This is a genomic window from Sphingomonas sp. LR60, from assembly GCF_036855935.1.
Lineage (GTDB): Bacteria > Pseudomonadota > Alphaproteobacteria > Sphingomonadales > Sphingomonadaceae > Sphingomonas.
In genome coordinates this window covers 1,337,352-1,358,571 of sequence record NZ_JASPFK010000001.1, presented here as the reverse complement: position 1 = coordinate 1,358,571, position 21,220 = coordinate 1,337,352, and the positions used below count along the sequence as shown (strand labels likewise).

Here is a 21,220-nt window from a genome sequence, read left to right as displayed (position 1 = left end):
CGACTAAGCCGCGGCGGCCAATCGCTTGCAATGTAATCTAAAAGTGGGGAGCTTCTGTTGCCCGGTGCTCCCCGTACCGCTGGAATCCCCTTCTGTTGCCCGGTGGGGTCCAACCGCGCTATTTTGGTGTAACGTCAGGCCGTTAGGCCATCAGTTACGCCGCAATCGCGAGTGCTTCGTTATCGTTGGCACTTGTGTAATGGGCCGTTGCGGTGGTCCCATTCCGAGCGAAAACAGCGCCTTTCAACACACGTCGATCCTGGTTCGGCCCCGTCAGAAACGGTGTCCAGATACACCACCACTTATGGTGGAGCCGCCGGGTACTGCCCCCGGGTCCGCTGCGTCTATTTTACGCCGCAGTTTATCGCCATAGCCGGGTAGAACCCGACAAAGGGCGATATAGGGCACCCGAAGCGATTGGAAAAGGGGCATGCGGCCATTTGCCCGCCACAATATCCCTGTATATAGTGGGTCATGCTTACCCAGCGCTCCCGTTATGCCCTACGATCGATGCTGTTCCTGGCCACCGCCCCGGCCGGTGCGCCCCCGACGCCGATGACGCGCATTGCGGCGGAGGCGAACGTGCCGCGCAAGTTCCTCGAGCTGATCCTCGCCGATCTGCGCGACGCCGGGCTGCTGCACAGCTATCGTGGCAAGATGGGCGGCTATGTGCTGTCCCGTCCCGCGCATTTGATTTCGCTGGGCGAAGTGATCCGCGTGATCGAGGGGCCGCTTGCGCTCGTCCCCTGTGTCAGCCGCACCGCCTACCGCCCCTGCAAGGACTGCAAGAGCGAAGCCGATTGCGCGATCCGCCTTGCGATGATGCGCGTGCGCGATGAAACCGCACGCATCCTCGACGGCACCAGCCTCGCCGATGCGACGGCGGAGAAGCTCGCCGCGGCGTGAAGTGATGGACGCTGCCGCGCGGGTTTTCTAACCCGTTACGATGACCGACGCGCCGCTGCCCGAGAACGACACCGCCGCCGCTGCCGAGCTGGCGCGGCTGGCCACCGAGATCGCCTACCACAACCAGCGCTATCATACCGAGGACGCGCCCGAGATCAGCGACGCGGCGTATGACGCGCTGGTTCGGCGGAACCGCGCGATCGAACAAGCCTTCCCCGCGCTGGTCCGCGACGATCTCGCCGAGCGGCCAGATCGGCGCCGCCCCCGCCGCGCACCTCGCCAAGGTCGCGCACGCCCGTGCGATGATGAGCCTCGACAACGCGTTCTCCGATGGGGACGTCCTGGAGTTCGTTGCGCGTGTCCGGCGCTTCCTGCGGCTCGGTGCCGAGGAGCCGGTCGCGCTGACCGCCGAGCCCAAGATTGACGGCCTGTCCTGCTCGCTGCGTTACGAGGATCGCCGGCTGGTACAGGCACTGACCCGCGGCGACGGCGCGGTTGGCGAAGACGTGACCGCCAACGTCCGCACGATCGCCGACATCCCCGCGACGCTCCCCGCGGCGCCCGATGTGCTCGAGGTACGCGGCGAGGTCTATATGGAAAAAGCGGCCTTCACGGCGCTCAACCGCCGGCTCGCCGACGAGGCCGCAGCGACGGGTAAGGACGCCCGCCAATTCGCCAATCCGCGCAACGCCGCGGCCGGATCGTTGCGCCAGAAGGACCCGGAGGTCACGCGCGCCCGCCCGCTCCGCTTCCTCGCGCACGGCTGGGGCGAGGCCAGCGCGATCCCCGGCGACACGCAAACCGCGGTGGTTGCCGCCTTGCGCGACTGGCGCTTTCCGATCGCCGACGCCTTCGCGCGCTGTGACGATGCGGCGGGCGCGTTGGCGGTTTATCGCGCGATCGAGGCACGGCGCGCCGACCTCCCCTTCGACATCGACGGCGTCGTCTACAAGCTCGACCGGCTCGACTGGCAGGAGCGGCTGGGCAGCGTCGGCCGCGCGCCGCGCTGGGCGATCGCGCACAAATTCCCCGCGGAACAGGCGCAGACCACGCTGGAGCGGATCGACATCCAGGTCGGCCGCACCGGCAAGCTGACCCCGGTCGCGCGGCTCACCCCGGTGACGGTCGGCGGCGTGGTCGTCACCAACGCCACGCTCCACAATCGCGACGAGATCGCGCGGCTCGATGCGCGCGAAGGCGACCGCGTGATCCTGCAACGCGCCGGCGACGTCATCCCGCAGATCGTCGCGGTGCTCCCGCGCTCCGCCGACCTGCCGCCGTTCGCCTTCCCCGATCACTGCCCGATCTGCCACAGCGAGGCGGTCGCCGAAGAGGGGAAGTCGACGTCCGCTGCACCGGCGGCCTCGTCTGCCCGGCGCAGCGGCTCGAACGGCTCAAGCATTTCGTCAGCCGCGGCGCGCTCGACATCGACGGGCTCGGCGAGAAGACGCTCGTCGAATTGATCGACCTCGGCTGGATCACCGAGCCGGCCGATATTTTCCGCCTCGCCGCCCACCGCGACGAGCTGGTCGGGCGTGAGGGCTGGCAGGCGCGCTCGGTCGATGCATTGCTCGACGCGATCGAGGCACGCCGCGCACCCGATGCGGCGCGGCTGCTGTTCGGGCTCGGCATTCGCCATGTCGGGATCGTCACCGCACGCGATCTGCTCAAACGCTACGTCACCCTCCCCGCGCTCGCCGACAAGGCACGCGAGGTCATGTCGCTCCGCGAGGCGCTACCCGCGGTGATCGGCGAGACACCGGAGCGTCACCGCACCCGCCTCGACAAGGCGATCGCCGAGCTGATCGGGGTCGAAAACGTCGGCGCGGCGGTCGGTCACGCGCTCGCCGACTTCTTCCACGAGCCGCACAATCAGGCGGTCTGGGACGATCTGCTCGCGCAAGTCTCTCCCCCGTCGTTCGTGGTCGAGACCCGCGGTTCGGAGATCACCGGCAAGACAGTGGTGTTCACCGGAAAGCTCGAAACGCTAAGCCGCGACGAAGCGAAGGCGCAGGCCGAACGGCTCGGCGCGCACGTCGCGGGCTCGGTGTCGAAGAAGACCGACCTGCTCGTCGCCGGCCCCGACGCAGGGTCCAAAGCGACCAAGGCCGTCGAGCTGGGGATCACGGTAGTCGACGAAGCCGAATGGAACGCGATCGTCGCCCGCGCGGGCGAATAACGCTCACCCCCAACGTCATCCCCGACCTGATCCGGGATTTGGCTTCTTACCTCCTACTTCCCAAGAAAGAAGCGGGGCCCCGGATCAAGTCCGGGGCGACGAATGAAGGAAGCGGCTCGCACCGTCACTGATAGCGCAGCAACCGCGAACGTCATTGCGAGCGCAGCGAAGCAATCCAGAGCGTCCTGGTCCGATCCTCGATTGCTTCGCCACGCTCGCAATGACGAGCTCCCAACCGCGCACAAAAAAAGGCGACCCGCAGGCCGCCTCCTTCATCACCCAATCACTACCGAACCCTCAAGCCCCGGCAGGCGACGGATTCCCGAACGGACCCGACGGCCGCTTCGTCTTCGGGATCGATGTCCCGACCGCCGGCATCGAAGGCGTCTTCGGCCCATGATCGCGACGATCGAGTTCCTCGCCCGCGATCAACCGCTTGATCTCGTCACCACTCAGCGTCTCATACTCTAGCAGCGCACCCGCGAGCGTGTGAAGCTGGTCGAGATGCTCGGTCAGCACCTGCTTGGCGCGGTGCAGACCGCCCTCGACGATCGCCTTGATCTCGTCGTCGATCAGCTGCGCGGTGGCGTTCGACATCCGCACCGGCTGACTCGACGAATAACCAAGGAAGCTCTCGCCTTCCGGCTGCGCATATTCGACCGGGCCGACCTTGTCGGACATGCCCCATTTGGTGACCATGTCGCGCGCCAGGCCAGTGGCGTATTGGATGTCGCCGCTCGCGCCGCTCGACACCTTGTCATAGCCGAAGATCACCTCCTCGGCGATCCGCCCGCCCATCGCCACGGCGAGGTTCGCGTACATCTTGTCGCGGTGATAGCTGTAGCTGTCCCGCTCCGGCAGGCGCATCACCATGCCCAACGCGCGACCACGCGGGATGATCGTCGCCTTGTGGATCGGATCCGATGCCGGCTCGTGCAGCGCGACGATCGCGTGGCCCGCCTCGTGATAGGCAGTCATACGCTTCTCGTCCTCGGTCATGACCATGCTGCGACGCTCGGCGCCCATCATGACCTTGTCCTTGGCCTCTTCGAACTCGGCGTTCGCAACCAGCCGCTTGCCCTTGCGCGCTGCCATCAGCGCCGCCTCGTTGACGAGGTTGGCGAGATCGGCACCCGAGAAGCCCGGCGTGCCGCGCGCGATCGTGCGCGCATCCACGTCGGGCGCCAACGGCACCTTCTTCATATGCACTTCGAGGATTTTCACGCGACCGTCGATATCCGGGCGCGGCACAACGACCTGTCGATCGAAGCGGCCCGGACGCAACAGCGCGGGGTCGAGCACGTCGGGACGGTTCGTCGCCGCGACGATGATGATCCCTTCGTTGGCCTCGAAACCGTCCATCTCGACCAGCAGCTGGTTGAGCGTCTGCTCGCGCTCGTCATTGCCGTTACCCAAGCCGGCACCGCGATGACGACCGACCGCGTCGATTTCGTCGATGAAGACGATGCACGGCGCGCTCTTCTTGGCCTGTTCGAACATGTCGCGGACGCGGCTCGCGCCGACGCCGACGAACATCTCGACGAAGTCCGAACCCGAGATCGTGAAGAACGGCACGCCTGCCTCGCCCGCGATCGCGCGCGCGAGCAGCGTCTTGCCAGTGCCGGGCGAACCGACCAGCAGCGCGCCCTTCGGGATCTTGCCGCCCAGCCGCGCGAACTTCGTCGGGTCCTTCAGGAAGTCGACGATCTCGACCAGTTCCTCACGCGCCTCGTCGATGCCGGCGACGTCGTTGAAGGTGACCTTGCCTTCCTTCTGCGTCAGCACCTTGGCGCGGCTCTTGCCGAAGCCCATCGCGCCGCCCGCGCCGCCGCCCTTCTGCATCTGGCGCAGCACGAAGAAGGCGATCCCGAGGAACAGCAGGAACGGCAGCGACTGGTACAGCAGCACCATCCACACCGACGGCCCCTCTTCGGGCTTGCCTGCGACCTCGACGCCCGACTTGCGCAGCCGGTCCATCAAGCCGGAATCCTGCACCGGATAGGTGCGGAACTTGTCACCGCTAGAGAAGCTGCCCGAGATCATGTCGCGGCTGACGTTGACGCTCTTCACCGTGCCCTCGTCGACCTTGTCGAGGAAGGTGGAGTAAGCGATCGTATTGCCCTGCGCGGTGCTCGTCCGACCGTCGAACAGCGTCACCACCACCGCGAGCGAAAGCAGCACGCCGACCCAGATCAGCAGGCTCTTCATCCACGGGTTCGGGCCACCCGAACCGTTATTGTCGTTGCCGCCGTTTCCGGGCTGCCTGTCGTTGTCGTTCATCGGCTACCTTTCGTCGGCTATAATGTAGGCTCGGACAGGTTAATGGCAATGGAACAACGTCGGTCAGAGTGATCGACGCGGTGGTGCCGCACGAAAGATCCAGCCTTGCGGGACGCTGCGGACCATAATTCCGCCCTGCGTCGCGCTTTTCCCGGCCTCCAGAGCGTCAAGCAGCGCCTCGACATTGGCCGAATCACCGTCGAAGGCCGGCAGGACGATCCCGAGTCGCGCGCGCGTTTCCGCCAGCGCGCGGCGGACCAGACGCCGCCGCAGATCGCGCGGTTCGTCGGCGATCGCCAGGCCGCGATCCGGCCCGAGCCATCGCTCGGACCAGATCCGCTCGGCATGGCGGACGAGCACGTCCTCCGCCTCGGCAAGAAAGCCCGCCGACGCCGCCAGCGCCACCGGGTCCAGCGCCGGTGTCGCGGCCAGCAACTCGCGAACCCGAGTGCGATCATGCCGCGGGTCGAGGTTCGACGGATCGTCGACGAACGGCGTTGCGCTTTCCTCGGCAATCGCCCGCAATTCAACGCGCCGCCACCCGAGCAGCGGCCGCAGGACGACGCCGACGCTGTCGAAGCGCACCGCGCGGATCGCCGAAAGCCCCGACAGCCCGGAGCCGCGCTGCAACCGCATCAGCAACGTTTCGGCCTGGTCGTCGGCATGATGCGCGGTCAGCAGGAACGACACATCCGCCGCCGTCGCCCACGCCACCATTGCGGCATAGCGCGCGTCCCGCGCCCGCATCTGCACGCTGTTGCCGACGATCGGCTCGGCCGGTGTAAGAGTTTGATGCGGAACGCCAAGCATCGCGCACACCCGGCCGACCATCGCCGCCTCGGCGGCAGACTCCGGACGAAAACGATGGTCGAAGGTCACGGCGATGATCCGTCCCGGAAACGCCGCCGCACTCAGCCGGAGCATCACCATGCTGTCTGCGCCGCCCGACACCGCCAACGCCAGCCGCGCCGTCTCAGACAGGCTTGCGCCGTCGAACGCACGCCCGACCAGCCGCTCGACGTCGGTGCGAAACCTTGCGACCGCCGCCGGAGGCAGCGGACGCAGCGTCACCTCACTTGCACTTGGCGGCGGCACGGGCCTTGACGATATCGGCCTTCATCTTGGCGGAGATCGTCGCGCCATAGACATCGGACAGCTCGCCATAGACCTTGCACGCGTCCGCGGCCTTGTCGAGCTTCACCAACGCGCTGCCCAGATAGAACAGGCTGTCCGGCGCGCGTTCGCCATCCGGCATCTTCTTGTAATTGTCGTAGAAAGCGATCGACGCGAGGCTGGGCTTGTTGTCGTCCAGATAGGCACGACCGATCAAATTCTGCGCGTAACTGGCGCGGCGCGACTTGGGATTATCGGCGACGACCTTCTTGAGCACCGTCACCGCCTCGCCATAGCGCTTCGCCTCCCACAACCGGAAGCCATAGAGATACCCGTCCTCGGCCGGATCGCCGGTGCTCGGCTTGGCGACCGCGGCGGTGCTGGCAGGTTCGGGCGCTTCGGGGACGGTCACATCGGGACCGCCGACCGGGGCGACCGGCGTCGCGACCGGCGGCGCGGCAAGCTTCGCGTCGGTCGCCTTGCGATAGTCGGCGAACTGCGTCTCGAGCTGCCGGACGCGATAATCGTTCTGCTCGATCTGCCCGGTCATCGACGCCAGTTGCTGCTCGAGCGAAGCGACGCGCGCGGACAGATCGGTGATCGCGCTCGTCGCAGGAACGCCCGTGGCCTCGACCGAGGTCGGCGCGCTCGGCGCGATCTGCGGCTCGACCATCATCCCAGCCCCGCTGGGGAACACCTTGCGCTGCACCGCGCGCATCTCGCTCTCCAGCTTGTCGACGCGCGCCTCGACCGGCGCATCGCGCTGCGCGAGCGCCGGGCTCGCGAGTGTCAGGGCGATCGCAGCGCCCACTAGAAACTTCGTCATCTTCCCGTCCCCCGATGCGTCGGCACCGGATAGTATTTTGGAGTATCAAGCCTGTCGCCAGCCTGAAGCAGGCGACGCAGCAACGTCACAGGCCAGTCGCAGACGGCGTCGCGGGCGGCACCAGCGGGCTGGCGGACGCCGCGGGTGCGCCCGCGAACCGCGCCGCCAACGCCTCGGCGCTGACACCGACATCCTTCATCGCACGCTTGCCATCGCCGAGCGGCGGGAGCACCCGGCCATCGACCGCGACCTGCAGCTGATCCGGCCGACCGATATTCAGCATCGGCCGATCAATCCCTGCCGGTACCTCGAACGTCTGCCCCGGCTGCAACGTGCCCGTGAACAAGGTCTTGTTCGCACCGTCATAGACGCGCATCCACACCTCGTTCTTCGCGGTCATCACCACCTTGCCGGCCGCTGCCGTCGGGCTGGGCGGCGGCACCGGCGCGCTGCGCGCCACGACCGTCGGGCTCGCCGCCGTCTCGGGTGCTTGCTGCGTGCCGCGGAACATCCCCGTCGACAGCCACAGCACCCCGAGGATCAGCAACGCCAGCGCAATCCCGGCCGCGACGATCACCGTGAAGCGCGACGGCCCGCGCGAGGGATCGGCGATCTCTTCGATATGGTGCTGCCGCATCGGCATCGCGCCGCGCGCCAGCTCGCCGCGAATGCCGCGCCCGATCTCGGCCTGGTCGAGCCCGACCGCGCGCGCATAGGCCCGCGCGAACCCCGACGCATAGGTCGGCGACGGCAACAGATCGAGCCGATCGTCCTCCAGCGCCTCCAGGAAGCGCTGCGTCACGCGGGTCCGTGCCGCGACCTCGGCCACCGACATCCCCTGCGCCTCGCGAGCCGCACGCAAACGGGCACCAACCGTCCCGGGCTGCGGAGCGCCGCTCGGCGACGTCGCCTGCGCCGAATGCTCGCCTTCGCTCATTCCTGTCTCCGACCCCTGCGTTTGCCGCGATGCGTGACCATCGTCTTTCAAAGCGTCACGGACGTGTCAACCGACCGTACCATGTGACGCGCGTTCGATGCGTCCGATCGCTAGGCCAGTTCGACGCCCTGCTCCGCCGCCCAGCGCGCCAGCGCGCCGCGCACGTCACGCGGCGGATGCGTGAGCAACTCCTCCATGAACGCGGTCAATGCGCCGCGATCGAGCGACCGGATCATCGCCTTGACCGGCCCGACTGCCGCGGGGGTGATCGACAATCGCTCAATTCCGATCCCGATCAACGCCATCGCCTCGAGCGGCCGGCCACCCATCTCGCCGCACACGCTGACCGGCACGCCCGCCTGCGCCGCTGGCACCGCCACGTGCCGCAGGAAGCGCAGGATCGAGCTAGAGAGCCAATCGTAACGCTCGGCGAGCTTGGGATTGGCGCGGTCCGCCGCAAACAGGAATTGCGTCAGGTCGTTGGTGCCGATCGACAGGAAGTCGACCGACGGCAGCAGCAGGTCGAGCTGATAGGCGAGCGCCGGCACCTCCAGCATCGCCCCATAGCGAACCTCCATCGGCAACCTCTTCCCGCGCGCCGCAAGGAAATCGCGCTGCTTCTCGAACAGCGCACGCGCCTCGTCGAACTCCCACGCCTCCGACACCATCGGGAACATGACGTTGAGCGTCCGCCCGGCCGCCGCCTCCAGGAGTGCGCGCGCCTGCGCCTTCATCAATCCGTCGCGTTCGAGCGCGAGCCGTAGCGCCCGCCAGCCCATCGCCGGATTTTCCTCGTCCTCGGCATGGATCAGATACGGCAACGCCTTGTCACCACCGATGTCGACGGTGCGGAAGATCACCGGCCGCGATCCCGCCGCATCCAGCACCTCGCGATACAGCCGCTGCTGGCGCTCGCGCTGAGGCAGCGTCGCGGAGACGAGGAACTGGAATTCGGTGCGGAACAGCCCGATCCCGTCGGCACCCGTCACGTCCAGCGCCGCGACATCGTCGCGCAACCCGGCGTTGACCATCACGGTCAGCCGATGGCCGTCCTTGGTCTCCGGCGCGACATCGCGCAGCGCGGCATAGGCGGCCTTGCGCTTTTGCCGCGCGGCCAGTTTGGCCTCGAAAGCCTCTTCCATCGCGCCGGTCGGGCGCACGGTCAGCGTCCCCTCGTTGACGTCGAGCAGCAGCAGGTCGCCCTCGGCGATCAACCGCCGCACGTCGCGGACGCGCCCGAGCACCGGCACGCCCATCGCGCGCGCGACGATCGTGACGTGCGCGGTCAGCGATCCCTCCTCCAGCACGACGCCCTTCAGTCGACGCCGGTCGTACTCGAGCAATTCCGCCGGCCCGAGGTTGCGCGCGATCAGGATCGTGTCCTGCCGCAATCCCATCTGCGCCGCCGTGCCCATCTGACCGGAGACGATGCGGAGCAGCCGGTTCGACAAATCCTCCAGATCGTGCATCCGGTCGGCGAGCAGCGGATCGTCGATCTCGCGCATCCGCTGGCGCGTGCGCTGCTGGACGCGCTCGATCGCGGCCTCGGCGGTCAACCCGCTGTCGATGGCCTCGTTGATGCGCCGCGCCCAGCCTTCGTCATAGGCGAACATCTTGTAGGTGGCGATCACCTCCTGATGCTCGTCACCGACGCCGAATTCCGCCTCGCGCGCGATCCGGTCGATCTGATCGCGCATCTTGTCGAACGCGGCATAGACGCGGTGGCGCTCCGCCTCCGTGTCCTCGGCGACGGTATGCTCGATATGGATACGCGGCTGGTGGAACACCGCACAGCCCACCGCCATGCCGTCGACCAGCTTCTGCCCGGTGATCCGCGTCGGCGCCGTCGATTGCGGCCGGTCGCGCGGCCCCGCCTGGTCGATCAGCCCGGCATTGGCGATCAGCTCGCTCAGCACCATCGCCACCGTCTGCAACGCCTCGATCTCGACATCCTCGTAGCGGCGCGGATCGGCGTGCTGCACGGCCAGCACCCCGACCGAGCGCTCGCGCCGGATGATCGGCACGCCCGCGAAGCTGTGATAGCGATCCTCGCCGGTCTCCGGCTTGTACGCGAAATCGGGATGACTCGCCGCCTCGTCGAGGTTGAGCACCTCATTGTGCTGCGCGATCGTGCCGACCAGCCCCTCGCCCATCGCCAGCTTCGTCACGTGCACCGCGGCCGGATCGAGCCCGCGCGTCGCGAACAGCTCCAGCACGCCCTCGCGCAGCAAATAGATCGAGCAGACCTCGCTATCCAGCGCCTCGCCAATGATCTCGACCACCGAATTGAGCTTGGCCTGCGCGTTCGAGCGCGCGGCCATCACGTCGTGCAGATTGACCAGGATTTCGCGGGCGGAGCGGGCGGCAGACACGGGCATGACCGCGTGGCTATCAGACCTGTGGCTTGGGTGCCACGCAGCAAAATATTTTTGTCCGCCTCCCGTCGCGTCGCTCCTTGCCAAACGGGCGACGCGATGTTGAGACGAGTCATCGGGAAAAGGGGATAGTGATGCGGGGGCAGGTTCTTGGCGTCGATACGCGCAGCGGGCATGGCTTGGTGGCGGGCGACGACGGGCAACGTTATACCTTCCTGCCCGAGGATTGGGCGCAGCGCGGCGAACCCGCGATCGGCCAATCGGTCGATTTCGAAACCTCGGGCAGCCGCGCGCTCAACATCTTTCCGCTCGCCGCCGCGCCGGCCTCGATCGCGGCAACCGCCGTCCCGCACAATGATCGCAACAAATATGTGGCGGCGGCGCTCGCCTTCCTGCTCGGCACGCTCGGCATCCATCGCTTCTACCTCGGGCGCACGACATCGGCGATCGTGATGCTCGTGCTGACGCTCACCGTGGTCGGGCTGCTCGTCACCGGCATCTGGGCGCTGGTCGATACCGTTCGCTATCTCATCATGTCAGATCGCGAGTTCGCCGCGCGCTACCCACGCCGGCCGTAAGTCAGAGATGATTCAAGCCTCTCCCCTTCAGGGGAGGGGTTGGGTTGGGGCCCGTCCACGAGCACGCCTTTGGTAAGAGCCCCCCTGAACGGCCAAGCAATCTCTCTCAAGTCCCACCGTTCAGTCGAACAACCCGTCCTGCGCCCCCGCAGGCGGGTTGAGCCTCAAATGCTTCCACCCGCCCGCGTTCAGCACGCGCCCACGCGCGGTGCGCGCGACCAGCCCGAGCTGGATCAGATACGGCTCGATCACTTCCTCGATCGTATCGCGCGGCTCGCTGAGCCCGGCGGCGAGCGTCTCGACCCCGACCGGCCCGCCGCGATAGATGTCCGCGATCATCATGAGATAGCGCCGGTCCATCGCATCGAGCCCCAGCGAATCGACCTCCAGCCGATTGAGCGCGCGGTCCGCAACGGTCGCATCGACGACCGGCGAACCCGCGACATTGGCGAAGTCGCGCACGCGCCGCAGCAGCCGCCCGGCGATCCGCGGCGTCCCCCGCGCGCGGCGCGCGATCTCCATTGCGCCGTCGCGCGCGATCCCCAGGTCGAGCAGCTGCGCCGCGCGTGAGACCACCCGCTCCAGTTCCTCGACGGTATAGAATTGCAGCCGCACCGGAATCCCGAACCGATCGCGCAACGGCGTCGTCAACAATCCCTGTCGCGTCGTCGCACCGACCAAGGTGAAGCGCGGCAGGTCGATCCGCACGCTGCGTGCCGACGGCCCTTCGCCGATCATCAGGTCGAGCGCGCGGTCCTCCATCGCCGGATACAGCACCTCCTCCACCGCGGGCTGGAGCCGGTGGATTTCGTCGATGAACAGCACGTCGCCGTCCTCGAGATTGGTCAGCAGCGCAGCGAGATCGCCCGACTTGGCGATCACGGGGCCGGAAGTCGCGCGAAAGCCGACCCCCATCTCGCGCGCGACGATCTGCGCCAGCGTCGTCTTGCCGAGCCCCGGCGGACCGAAGAACAACACATGGTCGAGCGCGTCGCCACGCCCCTTCGCGGCCTCGATGAACACGCGCAAATTCTCGCGCGCGGCCTTCTGCCCGACGAAATCGTCGAGCGTCTTGGGGCGCAGCGCGGCATCGACGTCCTCGACGCGGCGCGCGGGCGAGATCAGGCGGTCGTCATCGGTCACGCTTCGTTCCGTAGCGAAGCACGCGCGCGGGGCAAGTCCTGCCGAGGCCTTGGGTGCTCGCCTATCCGAGCCGGTCGACGATCTGCCCGGTCTGCCCCGCCGGCGCACCACCGCCATAGGTCGCCGCGCCCGCGCCCATGCCCGCCCGCAGCTTCTCCATGACCCGATCGAATTGGTCGAGCTGCTCGCTCGCGGTACGGATCAGGCTGCCGGTCGACGCCGCGCCCGGTTCCTTCGCCGTGACCGAAGCCACCGGTGTCGCCGGAGTCGCAGGTGCCGCCGCCGGGCGCACGGCCGGGAGCGACCGAACGGTCGAACCAGCACCGGCAAGAGGAGACAGGCTGTTCACGTGTTACTTCCTTCGGCCGCGTCATAACGACGACGGATCAGCTGACGTACACGGCCGATCGTTACCTAAAGGTTGAGCCTTCGCGCCAATCGGTGCGTCGGACGAAAATATTCGTCGGCGGCTCAGCGCGTCGCGTTGTAACGCAGCTGATCCTGCGTCAGCTGAAAGCCCACCAGCGCCTCGAACGATGACGAGGCGACGGCCGACCGCACCTTCGGATCGGCGAGCGGATCGACCGCCGCGTCCTCGTCGCCGGCCTTGCGGCGGCGCGTGAGGCGGTCGCGCACTTCCTGCGGCAACGTCGCGGCACTGCGCGCGACCGCGCTGCTCGCCTCGGCGCTGGTGGAGGCGACCCCCTGCCCCGCATCGAAGTGCAGCCCGACCTGCGACACCCGCTTCGCGACCACCTGGCTGCCGCCGCGCGTCACGACGATGAAGTACGGCAAGGTCACGTCACGGGCCCCGTCGGTGCGGGTGCGGCGCGCGCGGACGTCGAAGGTGACGCGCGTCGTCACGTCCGCGCCCTGATCGTCGCAGGTCGAACGCACGTTGCTGATCGTCGCGACCACGTCGATCGCGCTGGCAGCACGGCTGTTCGACGGATCGAACAGCGTCACGTCGCCGGTGCCCGCGGGCACGCCGACCGTCGGGCAGACGCTGCGGACCGCGGTGATGCCGGCACCCCCGCCGGAAACATCGATCTCCCCGCTCTTCGCGCATCCACCCACGAGCAGGAGGATCAGCGGAGCGGCGATATGGCGAGCGTTCACAAACACAATCCCGGGCAATGGGGCACAGATGATACGGCGCCGCGTAACGGCCCCGGGTCGTCGCCAGCATAGGAACCGTCTATCGCCGGAGCAAGCATTCGCGTAGAGCCGCCGACATGGCCGATCCCGTCACCGACCCCGCCGCCACGCCCCGTCGCCCGCTGGAATTGCTGATCGCCGCACCGCGCGGCTTCTGCGCCGGGGTGGATCGCGCGATCCGCATCGTCGAACTGGCGATCGAGAAGCATGGCGCGCCGGTCTATGTCCGGCACGAGATCGTCCACAACAAATTTGTCGTCGATTCGCTCAAGGCGAAGGGCGCGGTGTTCGTCGAGGAACTGACCGAGGTGCCCGATGGTGCGCCGGTGGTGTTCTCCGCGCACGGCGTTCCCAAATCGGTTCCCGCCGAGGCGCAGGACCGTGGCCTCGACTATCTCGACGCCACCTGCCCGCTCGTCTCCAAGGTTCATCGTCAGGCCGAACGCCTCGTCGAGGCCGGGCGGCACATCCTCTTCATCGGCCATGCCGGGCATCCGGAGGTGATCGGCACCTTCGGTCAGGTCCCGACGGGCGCGATGTCGCTGGTCGAGACGGTCGAGGACGTCGACACCTTGGTCGTTCCCGATCCGCAGAACCTCTCGTTCCTGACCCAGACGACGCTGTCGGTCGACGATACCGCCGCGATCGTCGCCGCGATCCACCGCCGCTTCCCCGCCATCCAGGCCCCGCGCGGCGAGGACATCTGCTACGCCACCTCCAACCGTCAGGCCGCGGTCAAGGCGATCGCCGACGCGTGCGACGCGGTGCTGGTGATCGGCGCCCCCAATTCGTCGAACTCGGTGCGGCTGGTCGAGGTCGCCGAGCGGCAGGGCATCCGCGCGGCGCTGATCCAGCGCGCCGCCGATCTCGACTGGTCGTTCCTCGAGGGCGTCGGCACCCTGGGGATCACCGCCGGCGCCTCGGCGCCCGAGCTGCTGGTGCGCGAGCTGGTCGACCGGCTGGCGACGCGGTTCGACGTGACCGAGCGCGAAGAGGAGACGACGCGCGAGACGATCGCGTTCAAGCTGCCGCGCGGGCTCGACGCCGCCGCCTGACGCACGAACCATGGCTGTCTACACGCACGTCTCCGCCGAGGCGCTCGCCGCTTTCCTGCTTCGCTACGACGTCGGTGAACTGGTGTCCGTCAAGGGCATCGCCGAGGGGGTGGAGAATTCCAACTACCTCGTCGACACCACGACGGCGCGCTTCATCCTGACGCTCTACGAAAAGCGCGTCGCGGCGGACGACCTGCCGTTCTTCATGGCGCTGCTCGACCATCTGGCCGGGCGCGGGCTGGCGGTACCCCCGGCGATCCCCGATCGCGACGGCGCCGTGATCCAGATGCTGGAGGGCCGCCCGGCGTGCCTGATCCGCTTCCTGAACGGCGTGTCCGTCTCGCATCCGACCCCGGCGCAGGCCCAGGCGGCGGCGACCGCGATGGGCGACATGCACGCCGCGCTCGCCGACTTCCGCCGGACGCGCGTCAATTCGATGGGCGTCGCGACGTGGCGGCCGCTTCTGGAGAAATGCGGGCGCGACCTCGACACGATCCAGCCCGGCCTGTTCGACCGCATCGATATCGCGCTTCGGGACGTCGAACGCGCCTGGCCGTTGGGTCTGCCGGTCAGCGCGATCCACGCCGATCTCTTCCCGGACAACGTGCTGATGCACGGCGATATCGTCACCGGGCTGATCGACTTCTATTTCGCCTGCACCGACGTGCGCGCCTACGACCTTGCGGTGATGCATTCGGCGTGGACGTTCGATGCGCGCGGAGAGAACCCCGATGCCGCGGTCGGCGCGGCGTTGCTGACCGGCTATACCACGGCGTTCGGGCTCAGCGATGCCGAGCGGGCCGCGCTGCCGCTACTGGCGCGCGGCGCATGCATCCGTTTCCTGCTCAGCCGCGCGTGGGACTGGCTGCACACGCCCGCCGATGCGTTGGTGATGCGCAAGGACCCGCTCGCCTATTTGCGACGGCTGGACTGGTACGAAGCCCACCCGGAGGCGTTCGCATGACCGAGCTGACGCAGGTCGAGCTGTTCACCGACGGCGCGTGTAAGGGCAATCCTGGCCCCGGCGGCTGGGGCGCGGTCATCCGCGCCGGCAAGCACGAGAAGGAACTGGCCGGCGGCGAGCCGCTCACCACCAACAACCGCATGGAGCTGACCGCCGCGATCGCGGGCCTCAACGCGCTGACCCGTCCGTGCCGCGTGACGCTGTCGACCGACAGCCGCTACGTCATGGACGGGCTGACGAAGTGGATCCACGGCTGGCAGAAGAACGGCTGGAAGACCGCCGACAAGAAGCCGGTCAAGAACGCCGACCTCTGGCAGGCGCTGCTCGCCGCCGCCAAGCCGCACCGCGTCGACTGGAAATGGGTCAAGGGCCACGCCGGCCACCCCGAAAACGAACGCGCCGATCGCCTGGCGAGCGACGCGGCGGTCGAGGCGGGGCGGACCAAGGCGACCGTTTGATCTCGTAGACCAAAGCCCCATCGTCACCCCGGCGAAAGCCGGGCCCCAGTTGGGGGACGCTGATGATGTGCGTTGCGCCTCATTCCTTTGGCCTTCCCAACTGGGCCCCGGCCTTCGCCGGGGTGACCGTGGGAACCGGTTCAAGTCGAGTGGATCAAGTCCGCCCGGGCAAATCCTCGCCCACCGCCCCCGCCGCCAGCCCCCGCACGTCGACGCGCGCCTTCAGCCGCGCGGCGAGCAACGCCGTCCCGCTCACCTTGCGCTGGACGAACAGCGTCTCGACGTGCGGCACGTGCCACGTCGCCCGATCCGCGACCAGCGCCTTGGCCTCCTCGCGCACCACCGGCACGAACGCCCGGTCGCCGAAGTCGAACGAACCCGGCCGGTTGAGCGCATCGTCGATCGCCGCGATGATCCGGTCGATCGCCGGACGATGCGCGTCCGCTGCCGCCTTGCCCAAAAACCCGACCTCGACGGCGGTATCGCGGATCGCGTCACGATCGCGCGCCAGCCCCGCCTCGATCAGCCGCCGATACCCCGCCGCGGTTTCTGCAGGCACCCGCCGCGTCGCGCCGAAATCGAGCAGCACCAACGCGCCCGTCTCCGGCTGCCAGCGATAATTGGCGAAGTTCGGATCGGTCTGCATCACCCCGAACTCGAACAACTCGCGCAGCACCAGGGTGATGAGCGACGTCATCGCCGCGTCGCGCTCGTCCTGCGACGCCTCCGCCAGCGCCTCGATCGGTCGCCCGGCGACGAACTCCATCGCCAGCACGCGCTTGGTGGTCAGCGCCTCCTCCAGCGTCGGCACCACGTAACGTGCATCGCCCGCCAGCCGCTCGCGATAGGCACGCAACTCCGCGCCCTCGCGGACATAGTCGGCTTCCTCGGCGAGCTGCCGTTTGGCCTCGTTCAGCAATGGCTTGAGATCCAGCGTCGCGGGCAACAGCCCCGAGACGCGCAGCAGCGTCGCGACATTGTCGACATCGGCGCCGATGCTGTCGGCGACACCCGGATATTGCACCTTGATCGCCAGCATCCGCCCATCGGGCAGCGTCGCGCGATGCACCTGCCCGATCGACGCGGCGGCGACCGGCGACGCGTCGAAATGCCGGAAGCGCCGCCGCCAGTCCGCGCCCCATTCCTCGCGCAACACGCGGTCGAGCTGTTGCGGCGGCATCCGGTACGCCTGGTTGCGAAGCTGTGCGAGGATCGTCTGCAACTCGGGCGGCAACACATCGCCCGCGTCCATCGAGATCATCTGCCCCAGCTTCATCGCCGCGCCGCGCAGATGCGACAACCGGTCGGCGACGCGCGCCGCATTGCCGGGGGTGAGGATCAGGTCGCCGACCTTCGGCCGCTCGCCCGCCGCCAGTCGCCGCGCGCCCTCTGCAAGCATCCCGCCCGCGACACCGCCCGCCAGCCGCCCGAACCCGCCGAGCCGCGCCAGCCGCCCGCTCGGCACCGCGCGGTGGCGGGCCTTGGAAAGATCATCATCCTGCATCACCACAGAGCGCGGGAGAATGGCGCGCGGTTCCGCGCCGAGCCCGTCATTGCGAGCGGAGCGAAGCAATCCAGAGCCGGACCAGGACGCCCTGGATTGCTTCGCTCCGCTCGCAATGACGAACCGCCTTAAACCCGCGCCAGCAACCGTCGCGCCTGCACCAGATGCGGCGCATCGATCATCTTGCCATCGAGCTGCAGCACCCCGGCCCCCGGCGCCGCCCCGAACGCCGCGACCACCGCCCGCGCGTGCGCAACGTGTTCGTCGGTCGGAGTGAAAGCGGCGTTGATCGTCGCGACCTGCGCCGGGTGGACAGCCATCATCCCCGTGAAGCCGTCGCGTGCCGCTCGCGCAGCATAGGCCGAAAGCCCCGCGTCATCCCGAAACGCCGGATAAACAGTCTCGATCGCCGCTACCCCCGCCGCATGGGCAGCGAACAACGCCAGCGACCGCGTCATTTCGTACGGCGCCGTAAACCGACCATCGTCCTCGCGACTGGTCGCCGCCCCGATCGCTGCCGGCAAATCCTCCGCCCCCCACGTCAGCCCGGCGAGCGCCCCCCGCACCCGGCATAGCTACCAAGCTGGAAGATCGCCGCCGGAGTCTCGGTCGCGATCGGCAGGATCGGCGCGTCGATCCCCACTGCCGTCAGCCGCGCCGCCAGATCGCGAACGCTCGCCGCCCCCTCCGCCTTCGGCAACACGACCGCATCCGGCGACAATCCGCCGAGCGCCGCCAGATCCTCGTCGAGCAACGACGTGCCCAGCGGATTGACCCGCACGAATACCGCCACGTCCCCCGCGCCGTCCGCAATCGCGCCCCAACCGCCGCCCGCGCCGCCGCTTTGCTTCCCGGCGCGACCGCATCCTCCAGGTCGAGGATCAGCGCGTCCGCGCCGCTCGCTGCGGCCTTGTCGAACCGCTCCGGCCGGTCGCCGGGCACGAACAGCAGCGAGCGCAACTTCATGCCGCGCGCCGCTTCAACAATGCGGTGCGCAAACACTGGCAGACGACCTCGTCGCGCTGGTTGAGCAGCCGATGCAGGAAGGTGACGATCCCCGCCTCCGGCCGCGAACGGCTGTCCTTCAACTCGTGCACTTCGGTCTCGGCGCGCAGGGTATCGCCGATGAACACCGGCTTGGGCATCACCAATTTGTCGTAGCCGAGGTTGGCGACCAATGTTCCCAGCGTCGTGTCGCCGACCGACAGCCCAACCATCAACGCGAAGGTGAAGGTGCCGTTGACGAGGATCTGTCCGAACTCGCTCGCCTTCGCCGCCTCGGCATCGAGGTGGAGCGGCTGCGGATTGTGCGTCATCGTCGTGAACAGCAGATTGTCGGTTTCGGTGACGGTGCGACGGATCTCGTGGACGATCCGATCGCCGACCTGCCATTCGTCATAGTGCCGCCCGGCCATCATTCGTCTCCCGCGGCGATCCGCGCCAGCAACATCCCCTCGGTCACCTGCGCACCCTCCACGACCTTCAACTCGGCGACCACCCCGTCGAACGGCGCGAGCAACGCCTGCTCCATCTTCATCGCCTCGAGCACCAGCAACCGCTCGCCGCGCGCGACGCGCTGCCCCTGCGTCACCGGCACCGCGATCACACGCCCCGGCATCGGCGCGAGCAGCGCACCGTCACCCTCGCTCGCCCCGCCGAGATGATCCGCCCGCCGCGCCCCGAACGGCCACGCCTCGCCGCCCGCGAACAGCACGCCACCGGCAATCTCGGCACCCGGCAGTGACGCAGGCTCGGCGACATATGGCTGTCCCGCCACCTCGACCGCCACCTCCATCACCGGCGCGGCGTTGGCCCGAAACCCGCGCAACGCCGTCCACGGCGTCTCGCCAGCGGCGGGCAACAACGCTTGCGCCGCCGCCGCGACCACCGCCTGCGTCGGTTCCGCCGCCGGGATCAGGGTGTCGGCATGACGCGCGATGAACCCGGTATCGACGCGCCCCGCCACGAAGTCGGCATGCGCCGCCGCGCGCGCCAGAAACGCGGCGTTGGTCCGCACCGGCCACACCTGCGTCCCCGCCGCCGCTTCCGCCAGCCGCTGCGCCGCTTGCGCGCGCGTCGCGCCGTGGACGATCAGCTTGGCGATCATCGGGTCGTAGAATGGCGTCACCGCCCCGCCCTCCTCGACCCCGCTGTCGACGCGCACGCCTGCCGGGAAACGCAGTCGATCCAGCGGCCCGGTCGACGGCAGGAACCCCGTCGACGGGTTCTCGGCATACAGCCGCGCCTCCATCGCCCAGCCGTGGATCGCCAGTTCGTCCTGCGCCTTGAGCAGCGGCTCGCCGCTCGCGACGCGCAACTGCCATTCGACCAGATCCTGCCCCGTGATCGCCTCGGTCACCGGATGTTCGACCTGCAACCGCGTGTTCATTTCCATGAACCAGATGCGATCGGCGCGCAGCCCCTCGGAGGCGTCGGCGATGAACTCGATCGTCCCCGCCCCGACGTAATTGACCGCCTTGGCCGCGCGTACCGCCGCATCGCACACCGAAGCGCGCGTCGCCGCATCCATCCCGGGGGCGGGCGCTTCCTCGATCACCTTCTGATGCCGCCGCTGAAGCGAGCAATCGCGCTCGAACAGGTGCACCACCTCTCCGTGCGTGTCACCGAACACCTGCACCTCGATATGGCGCGGCGACAGGATGTACTTCTCGATCAGCACGCGATCGTCGCCGAACGACGCCGCCGCCTCGCGCTGGCAACTCGCCAGCGCCTCGACGAACTCGGCGGGCGCATCGACCTGCCGCATCCCCTTGCCGCCGCCCCCCGCGACCGCCTTGATGAGCACGGGATAGCCGATCGCCTCCGCCTCGGCCTTGAGCCGATCGGGCGACTGATCCTCGCCCAGATAGCCCGGCGTCACCGGCACCCCCGCCGCGATCATCCGCGCCTTGGCGGCGTCCTTCAGCCCCATCGCGCGGATCGCGGCCGGCGGTGCGCCGACCCACACCAGCCCAGCCGCGACCACCGCCTCGGCGAACTCGGCATTCTCGGACAGGAAGCCGTAGCCGGGATGGATCGCCGCCGCGCCCGTAGCGCGCGCCGCATCGAGCAGGCGGTCCTGCCGCAGGTAACTGTCGGCCGCTGCCGCCGTCCCGATGCACACCGCCGCGTCGGCTTCGCGCACGAACGGCATCTCGGCATCGACATCGGAGTGGACCGCGATCGTGCGGATGCCCAGCGTGCGCGCGGTGCGGATGATCCGCCGCGCGATCTCGCCGCGATTGGCGATCAGCAGCGAGGCGATCATGGCGTGCACCCCGTCTCGCGCGCCGAATAGGTGACGTTCAGGATCCTCCATCCCGCCGCCCCGCGCACCACGTCGAACAGATTATACCCGCATTGCACCGGCTTGCCCGCAACGGTGACGGTATAGGGCGCCCATACCATCGCGGCATTGTCGTCGATCTCGATCGCGGGCGTTCCCTGCTTCTCGACGACCTGGCCTTGCTCGGGGGTGAGCTGCGCCGCCCAGTCGGCCCAGCGCAGCGTCCGCCGCTGGGGCGAGCCGTCCGGCCCGGTGCGCGTCGCGGTGATCGTCCCCTCGGGCAAGGTCACGGCGAGCGCGGCGCTGCGGTCGCTGGTCTCGATCGCGCGGAGCAGCGCCTCGACCGGCGCCATCACTTGCGCCTCTTCGGTGCCCGGCGGCGGCAAGGCGGTGCCCTTGACGATCGGGGCGACGGGCGTGGTCTGCGCCAACAGCATCAGCAGGATCATCATCGTCTC

At 68.4% G+C, this 21,220-nt stretch carries 17 protein-coding genes, 1 other RNA gene and 2 pseudogenes; 6 read left to right on the top strand and 14 right to left on the bottom strand.

What is annotated here, in order from left to right:
* Nucleotides 1-81: 81 nt before the first annotated feature.
* Nucleotides 82-429, bottom strand: a transfer-messenger RNA (tmRNA) gene (gene ssrA / locus QP166_RS06140).
* Nucleotides 430-474: 45 nt separating this feature from the next.
* On the opposite strand from ssrA, the gene QP166_RS06135 reads away from it, so the two are divergent.
* On the top strand, nt 475-906 hold the full coding sequence (locus QP166_RS06135) for an RrF2 family transcriptional regulator (RefSeq protein ID WP_333915117.1): 432 nt from the start codon (nt 475-477) through the stop codon (nt 904-906).
* 40 nt (nt 907-946) lie between these two features.
* Nucleotides 947-3,085: pseudogene (ligA, locus tag QP166_RS06130) on the top strand (NAD-dependent DNA ligase LigA).
* Between the two features lie 297 nt (nt 3,086-3,382).
* Here the strand turns inward: ligA and ftsH are convergent.
* From ftsH to ptsP, 5 genes are all read right to left on the bottom strand, one after another.
* A complete protein-coding gene (ftsH, locus tag QP166_RS06125; protein ID WP_443027244.1) occupies nt 3,383-5,293 on the bottom strand; it encodes an ATP-dependent zinc metalloprotease FtsH in 1,911 nt (636 codons plus the stop codon).
* A 135-nt stretch (nt 5,294-5,428) separates the two neighbouring features.
* Nucleotides 5,429-6,436 (bottom strand): tRNA lysidine(34) synthetase TilS, encoded by a 1,008-nt coding sequence (gene tilS, locus QP166_RS06120; RefSeq protein ID WP_333915114.1) that lies wholly within the window; start codon nt 6,434-6,436, stop codon nt 5,429-5,431.
* Nucleotide 6,437: 1 nt separating this feature from the next.
* Nucleotides 6,438-7,304: a hypothetical protein gene (locus QP166_RS06115; RefSeq protein ID WP_333915112.1), complete on the bottom strand. Its 867-nt coding sequence runs from the start codon at nt 7,302-7,304 to the stop codon at nt 6,438-6,440.
* 85 nt (nt 7,305-7,389) lie between these two features.
* Nucleotides 7,390-8,241, bottom strand: coding sequence for a helix-turn-helix domain-containing protein (locus tag QP166_RS06110; protein WP_333915111.1), 852 nt, complete (start codon nt 8,239-8,241; stop codon nt 7,390-7,392).
* Between the two features lie 110 nt (nt 8,242-8,351).
* Nucleotides 8,352-10,619: a phosphoenolpyruvate--protein phosphotransferase gene (ptsP, locus tag QP166_RS06105; protein ID WP_333915110.1), complete on the bottom strand. Its 2,268-nt coding sequence runs from the start codon at nt 10,617-10,619 to the stop codon at nt 8,352-8,354.
* A gap of 131 nt (nt 10,620-10,750) precedes the next feature.
* On the opposite strand from ptsP, the gene QP166_RS06100 reads away from it, so the two are divergent.
* Nucleotides 10,751-11,194: a TM2 domain-containing protein gene (locus tag QP166_RS06100; RefSeq protein WP_333915109.1), complete on the top strand. Its 444-nt coding sequence runs from the start codon at nt 10,751-10,753 to the stop codon at nt 11,192-11,194.
* A 120-nt stretch (nt 11,195-11,314) separates the two neighbouring features.
* Here QP166_RS06100 and ruvB read toward each other — a convergent pair whose 3' ends face one another.
* The 3 genes from ruvB to QP166_RS06085 form a co-directional block, all read right to left on the bottom strand.
* Nucleotides 11,315-12,337 (bottom strand): Holliday junction branch migration DNA helicase RuvB, encoded by a 1,023-nt coding sequence (ruvB, locus tag QP166_RS06095; RefSeq protein ID WP_333915107.1) that lies wholly within the window; start codon nt 12,335-12,337, stop codon nt 11,315-11,317.
* A 61-nt stretch (nt 12,338-12,398) separates the two neighbouring features.
* Nucleotides 12,399-12,590, bottom strand: coding sequence for a hypothetical protein (locus QP166_RS06090; protein WP_333915106.1), 192 nt, complete (start codon nt 12,588-12,590; stop codon nt 12,399-12,401).
* A 218-nt stretch (nt 12,591-12,808) separates the two neighbouring features.
* Complete coding sequence (locus QP166_RS06085; RefSeq protein ID WP_443027243.1) at nt 12,809-13,465, bottom strand: hypothetical protein; 657 nt, start codon at nt 13,463-13,465, stop codon at nt 12,809-12,811.
* Nucleotides 13,466-13,572: 107 nt separating this feature from the next.
* On the opposite strand from QP166_RS06085, the gene ispH reads away from it, so the two are divergent.
* From ispH to rnhA, 3 genes are read left to right on the top strand one after another with little or no spacing between them, the layout of a single operon-like run.
* On the top strand, nt 13,573-14,550 hold the full coding sequence (ispH, locus tag QP166_RS06080) for a 4-hydroxy-3-methylbut-2-enyl diphosphate reductase (RefSeq protein WP_333915103.1): 978 nt from the start codon (nt 13,573-13,575) through the stop codon (nt 14,548-14,550).
* A gap of 10 nt (nt 14,551-14,560) precedes the next feature.
* A complete protein-coding gene (gene thrB / locus QP166_RS06075; protein ID WP_333915102.1) occupies nt 14,561-15,514 on the top strand; it encodes a homoserine kinase in 954 nt (317 codons plus the stop codon).
* On the top strand, nt 15,511-15,972 hold the full coding sequence (gene rnhA, locus QP166_RS06070) for a ribonuclease HI (protein WP_333915101.1): 462 nt from the start codon (nt 15,511-15,513) through the stop codon (nt 15,970-15,972). Before thrB ends, rnhA begins: the two co-directional genes overlap by 4 nt.
* A gap of 154 nt (nt 15,973-16,126) precedes the next feature.
* On the opposite strand, the gene QP166_RS06065 is transcribed toward rnhA, so the two are convergent.
* The 5 genes and pseudogenes from QP166_RS06065 to QP166_RS06045 form a co-directional block, all read right to left on the bottom strand.
* Complete coding sequence (locus QP166_RS06065) at nt 16,127-17,476, bottom strand: ABC1 kinase family protein (RefSeq protein ID WP_333917271.1); 1,350 nt, start codon at nt 17,474-17,476, stop codon at nt 16,127-16,129.
* A gap of 128 nt (nt 17,477-17,604) precedes the next feature.
* Nucleotides 17,605-18,442, bottom strand: a pseudogene (locus tag QP166_RS06060) (HpcH/HpaI aldolase/citrate lyase family protein).
* The gene (locus QP166_RS06055; RefSeq protein ID WP_333915100.1) at nt 18,439-18,891 is read right to left on the bottom strand and encodes a MaoC family dehydratase; all 453 of its coding nucleotides are present in this window, start codon (nt 18,889-18,891) and stop codon (nt 18,439-18,441) included. Before QP166_RS06055 ends, QP166_RS06060 begins: the two are co-directional and overlap by 4 nt.
* A complete protein-coding gene (locus tag QP166_RS06050) occupies nt 18,891-20,744 on the bottom strand; it encodes an acetyl/propionyl/methylcrotonyl-CoA carboxylase subunit alpha (RefSeq protein ID WP_333915099.1) in 1,854 nt (617 codons plus the stop codon). Before QP166_RS06050 ends, QP166_RS06055 begins: the two co-directional genes overlap by 1 nt.
* Nucleotides 20,741-21,214: a hypothetical protein gene (locus QP166_RS06045; RefSeq protein WP_333915098.1), complete on the bottom strand. Its 474-nt coding sequence runs from the start codon at nt 21,212-21,214 to the stop codon at nt 20,741-20,743. The genes QP166_RS06050 and QP166_RS06045 overlap by 4 nt, the downstream gene beginning before the upstream one ends.
* Between the last annotated feature and the right edge of the window lie 6 nt (nt 21,215-21,220).

Coding starts and splice junctions, on each gene's coding strand:
- QP166_RS06135 (WP_333915117.1), top strand. CDS start 475: ATGCTTACCCAGCGCTCCCGTTATGCCCTACGATCGATGCTGTTCCTG.
- ftsH (WP_443027244.1), bottom strand. CDS start 5,293: ATGAAGAGCCTGCTGATCTGGGTCGGCGTGCTGCTTTCGCTCGCGGTG.
- QP166_RS06115 (WP_333915112.1), bottom strand. CDS start 7,304: ATGACGAAGTTTCTAGTGGGCGCTGCGATCGCCCTGACACTCGCGAGC.
- QP166_RS06110 (WP_333915111.1), bottom strand. CDS start 8,241: ATGAGCGAAGGCGAGCATTCGGCGCAGGCGACGTCGCCGAGCGGCGCT.
- ptsP (WP_333915110.1), bottom strand. CDS start 10,619: ATGCCCGTGTCTGCCGCCCGCTCCGCCCGCGAAATCCTGGTCAATCTG.
- QP166_RS06100 (WP_333915109.1), top strand. CDS start 10,751: ATGCGGGGGCAGGTTCTTGGCGTCGATACGCGCAGCGGGCATGGCTTG.
- ispH (WP_333915103.1), top strand. CDS start 13,573: ATGGCCGATCCCGTCACCGACCCCGCCGCCACGCCCCGTCGCCCGCTG.
- thrB (WP_333915102.1), top strand. CDS start 14,561: ATGGCTGTCTACACGCACGTCTCCGCCGAGGCGCTCGCCGCTTTCCTG.
- rnhA (WP_333915101.1), top strand. CDS start 15,511: ATGACCGAGCTGACGCAGGTCGAGCTGTTCACCGACGGCGCGTGTAAG.
- QP166_RS06065 (WP_333917271.1), bottom strand. CDS start 17,476: ATGCAGGATGATGATCTTTCCAAGGCCCGCCACCGCGCGGTGCCGAGC.
- QP166_RS06055 (WP_333915100.1), bottom strand. CDS start 18,891: ATGGCCGGGCGGCACTATGACGAATGGCAGGTCGGCGATCGGATCGTC.
- QP166_RS06050 (WP_333915099.1), bottom strand. CDS start 20,744: ATGATCGCCTCGCTGCTGATCGCCAATCGCGGCGAGATCGCGCGGCGG.
- QP166_RS06045 (WP_333915098.1), bottom strand. CDS start 21,214: ATGATGATCCTGCTGATGCTGTTGGCGCAGACCACGCCCGTCGCCCCG.